This window comes from Streptomyces sp. NPDC033165, from assembly GCF_055577965.1.
Window position 1 is genome coordinate 205437 of the sequence record NZ_JBVIPK010000011.1, and the last position, 12585, is coordinate 218021.

Sequence of the window (12585 nt, forward strand, 5' to 3'; positions counted from 1 at the left end):
CTCTGAAAGCATCACCCGTACGTCGGGGGGCGTGCGGACGCGGTGTTGACGGGGCGGGGGACACAGGTGACGGGTTTTGTCTTGCTGCGGGTGAGGGCGCACCGCCTTCTCCTCTCCGCGGCCGTGCTCGCCGTTCTGCTGACCACGTCCGTCCTGGCCGCGCTCACCGCGTTCTCCGGCTCAGTGGGCGACGCGGCCCTGCGCCACACGCTCACCCACCGGTCCGCCGCCTCCGCCTCGCTCGTCGTCTCCGCCTCGGTGGACCACGACCGGCGCGCCGAGGCCGATGCCACCGTCCGCGCGGCCGCCCTCGACGCCTTCGACGGGCTGCCCGTGAGCGTGGGGAAGCTGGAGAGTTCGGGGGCGTACGCGCTGCCGCGCGGCCTCCAGGCCCCGGCCGCCCGGCGCGGCGAGCCGGACCTCACCCACTTCGCCGCCCTGGACCGCGACCGGGTCCGGATCACCGAGGGCCGGGCGCCCGCCGCGCCGGACGGCTCGGGACCGGTCCAGGTGGCGCTGCCCCTCGTCGCCGCCGAGGCGCTGAAGCTGAAGCCGGGCGCGCGGCTCACCGTCACCGACCGGCTGCGCGACGACAAGCCGCAGCAGATCCTGGTCACCGGCGTCTACGAGGCACTCGACCAGTCCGACCCGTACTGGCAGCTGGACCCGCTCGGCGGGCGCGGGGTGCGCAAGCTCGCCTTCACGACGTACGGCCCCCTGCTCACACACCCCGCCCCGCTGGCCTCCGGGAACCTCGGCGACGGGGAGACGTCCTGGCTGGCCACGGCGGACTTCGCCACCCTGACCACCGGGTCGATGGCCGGGCTGCACCGGGCGTCGTCGGACGCCCCCGAGGCCCTCACCGCCGCGCCCGTGTTCAAGTCCGGGGTCACCGCGCGGACCTCGCTGCCCACCGTGCTCGACCAGCTCGACCGGGCGCTGCTCGTCTCCCGCTCCACGCTGATGATCGTCGCGGTGCAGCTGGTGCTGCTGGCCGCGTACGCGCTGCTGCTCGTGGCCCGGCTGCTGAACAGCGAGCGCGACGGGGAACGGGAACTGCTGCGGGCCCGGGGCGGATCGCGCGGCCGGATCACCTCGTTCGCGGCGATCGAGGCGCTGCTGCTCGCCGCCCCCGCCGCGCTGGTCGCCCCGCTGCTGGCGGGGCCGCTGACCGGCCTGCTGGCCGAGCGCAGCGCCCTGTCCCGGATCGGGCTGCGGGTCGGGGAGAGCGCCACCGCGACGGTGTGGCTGGTCTCCGCGGCCGTGGCGCTGTCCTGCGCCCTGGCGGTGGTCGCTCCGTCGCTGACGGCCGGGGCGGGCGGGCGCAGGGCCCGGGCGGCCTCGCTGCCGGCACCCGTGCGGGCGGGCGCCGACATCGGGCTGCTGCTCATCGCGGCGGTTGCGTACTGGCAGCTGGAGCGGCAGACCACGGCGTCCGGCAGCGGGGCCCTCAGCGGCGGCCAGGACGGCAGCCTCGGGGTCGACCCCCTGCTGGTCGCCGCCCCGGCGCTGGCCCTGCTCGCCGGTACCGTGCTCACGCTGCGGCTGCTCCCGCCCGCCGCGAAGCTCGCCGAACGGCGAGCCGCCAGGGGCCGCGGGCTGCCCGCCGCGCTGGCGGGCTGGCAGTTCAGCAGGCGCCCGATGCGCGGCGCGGGGCCGGTGCTGCTGCTGGTGCTGTCGGTCGCGATGGGCATGCTGGCCATCGGGCAGAGCGCCTCCTGGAACCGTTCGCAGAGCGACCAGGCGGACTTCGGCTCCGGCGCCTCGGTCCGGGTCGTGGGCGAGCACGGGAGCACTCCGGTGACGGCCGGTGCGTACGCCTCGGTGGACGGGGTGCGGCAGGCCGCCCCCGCCCACCGGACGGAGGTGGAGGTCTCCGGCGGGCGCAAGGCCGAGGTCCTCGCCCTGGACACGGCGCACGCGGACGAGCGGATGCTGCTGCGCTCCGACCTCACCGACGGGTCCCCCCAGCAGCTGTTCGACGCGATCGCCCCGGAGCGGGACGGCCGCGCCGGGCTCGTCCTCCCGAAGGACAGCACCCGGCTGAAGCTGGACCTGCGGATCACCGCGGTGCCGCCGAAGCCCGCCGACGCCTCCGGGGACGACGCCTCCGAGGCTGACGTCTCCGACGATCCGGACGCGCAGCCGCCCGTGGTCACCCTGCTGCTGGAGGACCGGTACGGGCTCCCCCACCGGGTGCCGGCCGGGTCCGTCCCGGTCGGCGACCGCCCCGCCACGGTGTCCGTCCCGGTGTCGGCGGCGGCCGGACTGTCCCTGACCGGCATCGAGGTGGACGGCGACGCCCCCTCCGGCGCGGCGGAGAAGCGCAGGGTGTCGGTGAACGACGTACGGGTGGTCACCGCATCCGGCGCCGAACACCCCGTGGCGACGCCCGGATCGGTGCGCTGGAAGGCCGCCGTGACGCTCACCGAGTTCGGAGAGGACCGGCCGGGCGAACGGCCCGTGCCGAACAGGGCTTCCGGTGCGCCGGACTTCACGTACGACACCGGCGTGCAGGACCTCGACGCCTGGGAACGGACCACCGGCACCCTGCGGATCACCGCGGCCAGGCCACGGGCCGCGGCGGTGAAGGCGGTGGCGACGGACGCCTACCTGAGGAGCACCAGCGCGAAGCCGGGCGACGAGATCGATCTCACGCTGGCCGGGAACACCGTCCGGGTGACCCTGGTGAAGGCGGTACGGCAGCTGCCGACCACCGGCACCCCCACCGGCGCCCCGGACCCGACGGCGGGCGGCGGCGGGCTGCTGCTCGACCTCAGGGCGGTCGCCGGTGCCCTGGCCCACCGGCCGACCGCCACGATCGAGGCGAACGAATGGTGGCTGAGCACCGCCCCCGGCGACAGCGCGAAGGTGGCCGCCGCCCTGCGCGCCCGGCCGGACACCGATCCGGCCCAGGTGCTGGTCCGCGCCGAGGCCGCCCAGCGGCTGGTCGACGACCCGTTGGGCGCGGGCCCGCAGTCCGCGCTGCCCGCCGTCGCGGTAGTCGCCGCCGCGCTCGCCGCGGTCGGCTTCGCCGTCAGCGCCTCCGGCTCCCGGCGTGAACGGTCCGCCGAGCTGGGCGTGCTGCGGGCGCTCGGCGCGCCGCGCCGCCAGCTGGCCCGGATGGTCGCCGCCGAACAGGGCGTCCTCATCGCCATCGCCCTGCTGATCGGGGCGGCCATCGGCACCGTGCTGACCCGGGCCGTCGTCCCGCTGATCGTGCTGACCGGGCAGGCGGACCGGCCCGTGCCTCCGGTGCTGGTGGAGCTGCCCGCCGGGCAGGTCGCCGCACTGCTGGCCGGGGTCGCCGCGCTGCCTCTCGTGATCGTCGCGACGCTCGCGCTCCGCCGCGGGGACCCGGCGGTATCGCTGCGCCACCAGGGGGACCACTGACATGAGCGACGACAACAGGCGGTCGGCGGAAGCCCCGTGGATACGGACCCGGCTGCGGACCGCGCCCGGTGCGGCGGCTGCCCTCGCGGTACTGGTGCTGGTGACCTCGTTCCTCGCCGCCGCGTTTCCGCGCGCGGTGGACGCGTACGAGACGAAGGGGCTGCGCCACGACATCCTGACCGCCGACCCGAACCGCAGCGTCGTGGAGGTCGCGCGTCCGCAGCCCGGCCTCGAACTCCCGCAGGGGCAACGGGAGGCCGAGATGCGCGGCCCGCAGCTGACGCGCGTCGGCGGTGAGTTGCTGAAGGCGCTGCCCGCACCGCTGCGCGCCGACACGTCCTCCGTCGCGTACGGGGTGCGCACCACGAAGCCGGTCGTCGCCACCGAACCCTGGCTGCCGCGCCCCGACGCGGCTCCGCCGCGGCTCACCTATGCGGCGCAGCTGGGCCTGAGGGAGCACGCCACGCTCAGCTCGGGGGCCTGGCCCGCGACGACGGGCCGGGTGACCTCGGACTCCCGTGCGGTGGAGGGCGCGGTCACCGAGGAGACGGCCGCCGAGCTGAAGGTGAAGGTCGGCGCGACCCTCGCGGTGCCCACGGCGTCGGGCGAGACCATCACCGTGCGGATCACCGGCATCGTCGCCCCGCGTGACCCGCACGGCAGCTACTGGTCCGCCGATCCGCTGCTGCGCAGCCCGTCCCTGGTCCCGGACCCCACGAGTCCCTTTGCCACCTACTTCTGGGCCGGCACGGTGCTGCTGGCCGAGGACGCCGCGCCGGTCCTGCTGAGCACGGCCACCGAGCCCGCCCTGTACTGGCGGATTCCGCCCGACCCGGCGGCGCTGACGGGCCCCGACGGCCCCCGTCTGGCGTCCGTCCTCGCCTCCTTGGAGAGCGGCCCCGGACTGCTGAAGACGCGGGAGATCGCCGGGGACACCGCGGTGGTCCGCAGCGGGCTCGGCCACATCGTGGCGGCGAACGCCCGGATGCACGAGGCGATCAGTCCGGTGATCGCGGTCGCCGCCCTGGGCATCGGCTCCGTGGCCGCTGTCGTCCTGCTGATGACGGGGGCCCTGATCGGGGGGCGCCGCCGCGGCGAACTGGCCCTGCTGCGCTCGCGCGGCGCCTCCCTGCGCGGCATCGGCGGACGGCTGCTCGCGGAGACCGCGGTGACGGTGCTGCCCGCCGCCGCGCTCGGGCTGCTGCTCGCGGTGCTGGTGGTGGGCGAGGGCCGGTGGTGGCCGGGAACGCTGGCGGCGACGGGGACCGGTCTGCTGGTGTGCCTGGCCCTGCCGCTGCGGACGACGCTCCAGCACATCCGGCCGACGCTGCACGGGGCGCGCGAGGACATGGTGAGCGCCCGGCCGTCCCGCCGGCGCACCGTCGTCGAGCTGACCCTGCTGGTGCTGGCGGTCGGCGCGGTGACGGCCCTGCTGCGGCGCGGTACGTCGGCCGACGGCGGCACGGATCTGCTGGTCAGCGCGGCACCGATGCTGGTCGCCCTGATCGCGGCTCTCGTCCTGGTCCGGCTCTACCCGTTGCCCCTGCGCCTGGCCGCGCGCCCCGTGGCCCGGCTGCGCGGGGCGATCGGCTTCCTGTCGCTCGCCCGCGCCGGGCGGGCCTCGGCCGGCGGGACGCTGCCGTTGCTCGCCCTGCTGCTGGCGCTGGCCACGGCCGCGTTCGGCGGGTCGGTGGTGGCGGGCATCGGGGACGCCCGGGACGACGCGGCGCTGAAGGCCGTGGGGGCGGACGCCCGGATCAGCGGGCTGAGCGAGCGGACGACGCTGCCCGGCCCCCTGGTCCGTACGGTGAAGGACCTCGACGGGGTGGAGAACGTCGCCCCGGTACGGGTCGAGCACAGCGTGGCCCTGCCGACGGCGGACGTGGGCGGCACCGACGCCGCGGGAGCCGGTGCGAGCGACGCCGGGGCTGCCGACGCCGACAGCGCGGCCCTGGTGGGCGTCGACCCCGCCACGTACGCCCGGCTGGCGCGCGCGACCGGGCTGCCGGAGTTCCCCGCCGCCCGGCTGAAGGCCACCGGCGCGGCGGCGCCGCTGCCGAAGGGCACGGAACCGGGCCCCGGGCGCGTACTTCCGGCGATCGCGTCCCCGTCGGTGGCGGCCCGCCTGGGCAAGGAGCCGGTCGCCGTCGACACCTTGTCCGGCGACTTCAAGGTCCGGATCGTGGGGGTGGCCTCGCGCGCGGCGGCGGTCTCGACCGCGCACTTCCTGATCGTGAACTCCGCCTCGCTCGACCACGGGGAACCCACCACCCTGTTCCTCAACGGCACACCGGACCCGGGGAAGCTGCACGCGGCGGTCGGCGGGAGCGGCAAGAAGTACGTCGTACAGCTGCGTTCCGAGGAGCGCGAGCGGTATGTGAACGCCCCGATGCAGGCGGGCGCCGAACGCATCTACCTCGCGGCCGTCGTGGCGGGCGCCGGATACGCGCTGCTGGCCGTGCTGCTGTCGCTGCTCCAGACCGCACCGGAACGCAGGACGCTGCTGGCGCGACTGCGCACGATGGGGCTGACCACCGGACAGGGCAGGCGGCTGCTGGCCTTCGAGGCGATGCCGCAGGCGCTGCTGGCGGCGGTCGGCGGACTGTTCACCGGCTGGGCGACCATCGTCCTGCTCTCCCCCGGCGTCGATCTGGTCGCGCTGGCGCTCGCGGGCGTCGCCGGATCGGCCCCGGACCCCGTCCCGTTGCGCACCGACCTGTGGTCGCTGGGGCTTCCGGCGGCCGGGGTGATCGCGCTCGCCGCAGCGGTCGCGGGCGTTCAGGCGTGGTGGGCGAGCCGCCGCGGATCGATCACCGAACTCAGGGCAGGAGACTCCCGATGACCTCGTCCACCACGTCCGCCTCGTCCGCCTCGTCCCCGTCGTCCACCGAGACGGCAGGCACGGCCCGTGGGGCCGAGACGACGCTGGCCGAGTTGGAGCGGCGCGCGGCGGCCCGCCGGGACCGCCCCTCCTACGGCCACGACGCACTGATCGCCTGCGACCGTGTGGTGCGCATCTTCACCACGGACGGGGTGGAGGTACAGGCCCTCCAGGGCCTCGATCTGCTGGTCGCCGAGGGCGAGTTGATGGCCCTGGTGGGGGCGTCGGGCAGCGGCAAGTCGACGCTGATGAACATCCTGGCGGGCCTGGACGTGCCGACCGCCGGATCGGCGAAGGTCGCGGGGTGCGACCTGCTGTCGATGGGGCCGAAGGAGCGGCTGCGCTACCGCCGCGACGTGGTCGGGTTCGTCTGGCAGCAGACCGCCCGCAATCTGCTCCCGTACCTCACCGCGATCCAGAACATCACCCTGCCCATGCAGCTGCGCGGCGGCGGCAGCAAGCGCGAACGGACGGCCCGCGCCGAGTCGTTGCTCGCCATGCTCGACATCGCGGACTGCCGTGACCGGCGGCCCCAGCAGCTGTCGGGCGGGCAGCAGCAGCGGGTGGCCATCGCGGTGGCACTGGCCAACTCCCCTTCCGTCCTGCTCGCGGACGAGCCGACCGGCGAGCTGGACTCGGCCACCGGGGAGCAGGTGTTCGCCGCGTTCCGGCGGGCCAACGAGGAGCTGGGCACCTCGATCGTGATCGTCACCCATGACCAGGCGGTGGCGGGCGAGGTGCGCCGTACGGTCGCCATCCGTGACGGCCGTACGTCCTCCGAGGTGCTGCGCCGCACGGAGGTGGACGCGGCGACGGGCCAGGAGTCTCAGGTGGCCCGGGAGTACGCGATGCTCGACCGGGCGGGCCGGCTCCAGCTGCCCGCGGACCACACGCGGGCGCTGGGCATGGAGCACCGGGTGCTGCTGGAGCTGGAGCAGGACCACATCGGGGTCTGGCCGGACGCGCACGGGGAGCCGGGCGGCACGGAAGGGAAGGCCGAGGGAGCTCCGGAGCGGTAGCAGCCGGAGGCGGCGAGGCGGTCGGGGGCTCTCGGAGCCGTATGCCGCAGCCGGGTCCGACGGTTCAACCGGGTCCGGCAGTTCAGCCAGGCGAGGCAGATCAACCGGTTCCGACGATTCAGCCAGGCCCGACCGACAGCCCCAGTCCGCCCGGCCCGCCGAGGCCGCCGGTCGGGTCGCGGCGCAGGGCGATCGAGCCGAACGGGGTCCGCAGCCGCAGCCAGCCGCCCGAGGCGAACAGCGAGACCGGGAAGTCCGGGTCGGCGCGGAGGAAGCCGAGGGACTGGGCGGCGTGGACCGCGCGCAGCGGCAGGTCCGTGGTGCCGACCGGGCGGGACCAGATCTCCCGGCCGATGCGGTCGCGCTCGGCGCGGGTACGCAGTTCTTCGGGCAGCGCTTCGTCCCGTGTACGGAATTCGGCGACAGCCGCGTCGAGGGCGGTGCGCAGGGCGTCCGGACCGGGCAGCCCGGCCTGCTCCCGCCAGGGCCCCCGGGGCGGCAGGACACCGGTCCAGGGCGGCCCGGTGACGGGTGCGGGCAGCGCCCCGCCCTGCTCGCCGGGGCCCTCACCGGCGACGTCGAGGGACTCCAGCAGTTCCCCCGCCGACACCGTGATGTCGAGCGTCTCGGGGCGGGCCAGACGGGCCGCACGGATGGCGAGGACCTCGAAGGAGGGCGGGCGGCCGAACACGGCCAGCGCGTCGCCGCCGCCCGCCTGCAACCGGACCGCGGCGGCCCGGTCGTAGTGGAGCAGCCGGCCGAGGAAGGCGGCGAGATCCGCCGCCTCCCTCGGGTCGGCGAACAGCAGCGACTGCACGGGCACGGTCATGCCGCGGCGGGCTCCTCTGCCAGGTACTTCTGGAGGAAGAGCTTCTCCTCGGCGGAGATCCGCCGGGGCCGCTCCGCCGCCAGGTCGTAGGGGACGACGACGGTCGAGGCCCGTACGTACACCTGCTCGGGGTCCTTGATCTCATAGGCGATCGTCAGGGACGCGGCGCCTATCTTCGTGACCCACGACTCGACGGTCACCGGCTCGTGCCGGTGGACCAGCGGCCGTACGTAGTCGATCTCGTGCCGGGCCACGACGGACCCGCCCGAGAACGACGGCGAGCCGTCCCCCGGCGCCAGCCGGAACATGAAGTCGATGCGCGCCTCCTCCAGATAGCGGAGGAAGACCACGTTGTTGACGTGGCCGAAGGCATCCATGTCCGACCAGCGCAGCGGGCAGCTGTAGAGATGACGAGCCAAGACGATCAGCCTCGCGTGAGCTTCTTGTACGTGGCACGGTGCGGCCGGGCCGCGTCCGGACCGAGGCGCTCGACCTTGTTCTTCTCGTACGACTCGAAGTTGCCCTCGAACCAGTACCACTTGGAGTCACCCTCGTAGGCGAGGATGTGCGTGGCGACGCGGTCCAGGAACCAGCGGTCGTGGGAGATGACCACCGCTGCGCCCGGGAACTCCAGGAGGGCGTTCTCCAGCGAGGACAGGGTCTCGACGTCGAGGTCGTTGGTGGGCTCGTCGAGGAGCAGCAGGTTGCCGCCCTCCTTGAGCGTGAGGGCCAGGTTGAGGCGGTTGCGCTCACCACCGGAGAGGACACCGGCCGGCTTCTGCTGGTCCGGGCCCTTGAAGCCGAACGCGGAGACGTAGGCGCGGGACGGCATCTCGACCTGGCCGACGTTGATGTAGTCCAGCTCGTCCGAGACGACGGCCCAGAGGGTCTTCTTCGGGTCGATGTTGGCGCGGGACTGGTCGACGTAGGAGATCTTGACCGTGTCACCGATCTTGATGGAGCCGGTGTCCGGGGTCTCCAGGCCCTGGATCATCTTGAACAGCGTGGTCTTGCCCGCGCCGTTCGGACCGATGACGCCGACGATGCCGTTACGGGGCAGCGTGAACGACAGGTCGTCGATGAGGACCTTGTCGCCGAAGGCCTTCGAGAGGTTCTCGACCTCGACGACGATGGAGCCGAGCCGGGGGCCCGGCGGAATCTGGATCTCCTCGAAGTCCAGCTTCCGCATCTTCTCCGCCTCGGCCGCCATCTCCTCGTACCGGGCGAGACGGGCCTTGGACTTGGTCTGGCGCCCCTTGGCGTTCGACCGCACCCACTCCAGCTCCTCCTTGAGGCGCTTCTGCCGCTTCTCGTCCTTGCGGCCCTCGACCTTGAGGCGGGTGGCCTTCTTGTCGAGGTACGTGGAGTAGTTGCCCTCGTAGGGGATCGCGCGGCCGCGGTCGAGTTCGAGGATCCACTCGGCGACGTTGTTGAGGAAGTACCGGTCGTGGGTGACGGCGACGACGGCACCCGAGTACTTCGAGAGGTGCTGCTCCAGCCAGTTCACCGACTCGGCGTCGAGGTGGTTGGTGGGCTCGTCGAGGAGGAGCAGGTCCGGGGCCTCGATGAGGAGCTTGCAGAGCGCCACCCGGCGCTTCTCGCCACCGGAGAGGTTGGTGACCGGCCAGTCGCCGGGCGGGCAGCCCAGGGCGTCCATGGCCTGCTCCAGCTGGGCGTCCAGGTCCCACGCGTTGGCGTGGTCCAGGTCCTCCTGGAGCTTGCCCATCTCCTCCATCAGCGCGTCGGAGTAGTCGGTCGCCATGAGCTCGGCGACCTCGTTGAAGCGCTTGAGCTTGCCCATGATCTCGGCGGCGCCGTCCTGCACGTTCTCCAGGACCGTCTTCTCCTCGTCCAGCTTCGGCTCCTGCATGAGGATGCCGACGCTGAACCCCGGCGACAGGAACGCGTCACCGTTGGACGGCTGCTCCAGGCCCGCCATGATCTTCAGCACCGTGGACTTACCGGCGCCGTTGGGTCCCACGACACCGATCTTGGCACCGGGCAGGAAGTTCAAGGTGACGTCGTCAAGGATCACCTTGTCGCCGTGCGCCTTGCGCGTCTTGCGCATGGTGTAGATGTACTCAGCCAAGAGAAACCGTCCGGCAGCAATAGAGGTGTGGGCAGATACACCCCATCTTGCCTGACGTCCAACCCCGGACGGAAACCCGTATCACCGTAGGCTCCTTCCTCGCACGTCACCGCATGTGTGCGGGCACTCACTCGTCCTCGGTGCGCGCCTGCTTCCGGCGGAGGAGGAAGACCGCGCCGCCGCCCACGACGAGCAGGCCGATCGCCACGGCGGCGATCATCGGGGTGGCGCTGGAGCCGCCGGTCGCGGCGAGGTCGCCCTCCAGGCCCGAGGTGCTGGAGCCGGTCGTGGCCGGGACGGACCGCTGGGCGCTCCGGGTGTCGATGTCGTTGCCCGCCCCGCCGTCGGCCCCGTCCCCGCCCGGCGGGACGCTGCCGGCGGTGGCGCAGTCCAGCACCCCGGTGAAGCTCTTCCGGAAGCCGCCGGGCCCGGTGATGGCGAAGTCGTACGCCTGGTCCTCGGCGACCGGAAGGGTCACGGTGCGGGTGGCCCCGGCCGCGACTGTGTGCTCGGCACCGGCCAGCTCGAACGTGAACGGCGCGTCGCCACGGTTGGCGACGGTGATGTCGACGCCGCCCTTCGCGCAGTTCTCCCGGGCGGTCACCGCGGGGGCCGGGCCCGTCTCGGCCCAGGTGGCGGTGGCCCGTGCGGAGACGGTGGACTCGCTGGACCCGGCCAGGATCTGCGCCTGGGTCCGGCCGATCCCGGTGAAGGCCCGGCCGACCGGCACCTGGGTGGTGGCCTGGACGCTCAGCGCGGCGGAGCCGTCGGCGGTGTCCTTCGGCAGGTCGAAGTACAGCCGGTCGCCGTCGGCGGCGGCGGTGATGGCCTCGCCCTTCTCGTCGGTGACCCTGATCCCGCTGGCCGCCGCGTCCACCGGGGGCGACACCGAGACCTGGTCGGCGCCGGTGCGGACGGTCACGGGCCCCAGCCGCTCCCCGGCCCGGCCGGAGACCGCCGCCGGTTCCAGGGTCAGGGAGGCGCGGGGCTCCTTCGCGTTGCGCGCGTGGCGGTGCAGCCAGTCGGCCAGCTTCTCCGCCTGCTTGTCCGCCGCGGTGACATCGGCGCCGTCCGAGTAGCGCCAGATGGCGACCTGGGTGCCGGCGGCGGCGGTCCGCTCGGTCAGCGGACCGGTCCCGGCGGCCTCGGCGAGGGCGGCGAGGTCGTCGACCTGAGGGTAGGAGTGCTGGAGGATCCAGCGGATCTTCCCCGCGTCCCGGTTGCCGCCCAGCGAGGTTTCGGCCCAGGGGGTCTCCAGATACGTCGCCTGGTTCTGGGTGGGGTTGTGGAGGTCGATGCAGTACGTCTTGAGCTTGCCGCCGCCGTCCACGGTCATCTCGAACAGTCCGGCGGGCAGTTCCTGGGTCCGGTCGGGCTCGCCGTTCTCGCCCGGCACACGGAGCACGGCGCTGTCGAAGGTCTTCAGCCCGTCGAGCACCGCGGCCGCGCCGCCGTGGTGCCGCCCCGGGTCGGCGGCCACCGCCGGGCCCGCGCCGACGAGGGCGGCCGCCGCGACGAGACCGGAGAGCAGCAGCGCGGTGACCGGGCGGAGGATGCCTCGGCCGGGGGGCGCCCCTGTCGTACCGGAAGACGCAGCGGACAATGAAGACTCAGACAACACAGAATTCCCCTCCGGGCGGGACCCTCGCGCGTGGTGCGCGTGTGGGGAATGTCCCGCCAGCAGACCCAAGTGACCCATGAGCTCTGGGAATCCTAAGGAACGGGCGAAGGGCAATCCCCCGTACTGCCCTGGGACAACCATTCCGAATCGGAATCGTTATCGCCCAGGCGGCACCTCGGCCAGCCCTTTCAGGACACCGCCGCCATTTCACCGGCTCGCTCCCGCCCCGTCGGCGGCTGCTCCGCATCGCCGTCCGTGACGCGTTCCGGACGCTCCGTCAGACCCGGCTCGGCCCTGATCGCCCTGCGGAAGGCGGCCGTTCCACGGCTCAGGTCGTGGCCCACGGCGACGGCCTCGACATCGACGAACGTCCGCCGCTGACCACCCTGTTCCTCCTCGCGCACCTTCAACCGGCCGTGCACGACCAGTGGTTCGCCGACGGAAACGGAACCGGCCAGATTGGCGGCCAGGGCACGCCAGGCCCAGACGGTGTAGAAGCTGGTGTGTCCGTCGGCCCAGAGCTGTTTCTCGCGGTCCCAGCGGCGCGGTGTCACGGCGAAACGGAATCGCGCCATTCCGCCGGTGGCCGTCTCCCGGAACTCCACGGCCGTGGCCGCGTTTCCCACCAGCGTCACCAAGGTCTCATTCATTTTTCCCGCCCCCGTTTTCCTGTCCTGACGCGCTGTCGTCTTCCCGTCCTGACGTGCTGCCGTCCGACGTTGCCGTACGGACTCCATGGTGGACGCCGGAAGG

The 12585-nt window shown here is 73.5% G+C and carries 8 protein-coding genes; 3 read left to right on the forward strand and 5 right to left on the reverse strand.

Annotated features, from left to right (window positions below; all coding sequences use genetic code 11):
- The first annotated feature begins 66 nt into the window (after positions 1-66).
- The 3 genes from ACZ5WC_RS24775 to ACZ5WC_RS24785 are packed head-to-tail and all read left to right on the forward strand — an operon-like array spanning position 67 to position 7293.
- A complete protein-coding gene (locus tag ACZ5WC_RS24775; protein ID WP_468542849.1) occupies positions 67-3393 on the forward strand; it encodes an FtsX-like permease family protein in 3327 nt (1108 codons plus the stop codon).
- 1 nt (position 3394) lies between these two features.
- Positions 3395-6235: an ABC transporter permease gene (locus ACZ5WC_RS24780; protein ID WP_468542850.1), complete on the forward strand. Its 2841-nt coding sequence runs from the start codon at positions 3395-3397 to the stop codon at positions 6233-6235.
- Positions 6232-7293, forward strand: a complete 1062-nt coding sequence (locus ACZ5WC_RS24785; RefSeq protein WP_468542851.1) for an ABC transporter ATP-binding protein — start codon at positions 6232-6234, stop codon at positions 7291-7293. Before ACZ5WC_RS24780 ends, ACZ5WC_RS24785 begins: the two co-directional genes overlap by 4 nt.
- A 118-nt stretch (positions 7294-7411) precedes the next feature.
- Here the strand turns inward: ACZ5WC_RS24785 and ACZ5WC_RS24790 are convergent, their stop codons facing one another.
- From ACZ5WC_RS24790 to ACZ5WC_RS24810, 5 genes are all read right to left on the reverse strand, one after another.
- On the reverse strand, positions 7412-8122 hold the full coding sequence (locus ACZ5WC_RS24790) for a DUF8010 domain-containing protein (RefSeq protein ID WP_468542852.1): 711 nt from the start codon (positions 8120-8122) through the stop codon (positions 7412-7414).
- The gene (locus tag ACZ5WC_RS24795; protein ID WP_107470987.1) at positions 8119-8541 is read right to left on the reverse strand and encodes an acyl-CoA thioesterase; all 423 of its coding nucleotides are present in this window, start codon (positions 8539-8541) and stop codon (positions 8119-8121) included. The genes ACZ5WC_RS24790 and ACZ5WC_RS24795 overlap by 4 nt, the downstream gene beginning before the upstream one ends.
- 5 nt (positions 8542-8546) lie before the next feature.
- On the reverse strand, positions 8547-10211 hold the full coding sequence (gene ettA, locus ACZ5WC_RS24800) for an energy-dependent translational throttle protein EttA (protein WP_096631158.1): 1665 nt from the start codon (positions 10209-10211) through the stop codon (positions 8547-8549).
- 127 nt (positions 10212-10338) lie between these two features.
- Positions 10339-11832, reverse strand: a complete 1494-nt coding sequence (locus ACZ5WC_RS24805; RefSeq protein WP_468542853.1) for a Cys-Gln thioester bond-forming surface protein — start codon at positions 11830-11832, stop codon at positions 10339-10341.
- Positions 11833-12020: 188 nt separating this feature from the next.
- A complete protein-coding gene (locus tag ACZ5WC_RS24810) occupies positions 12021-12482 on the reverse strand; it encodes a single-stranded DNA-binding protein (RefSeq protein ID WP_468542854.1) in 462 nt (153 codons plus the stop codon).
- Between the last annotated feature and the right edge of the window lie 103 nt (positions 12483-12585).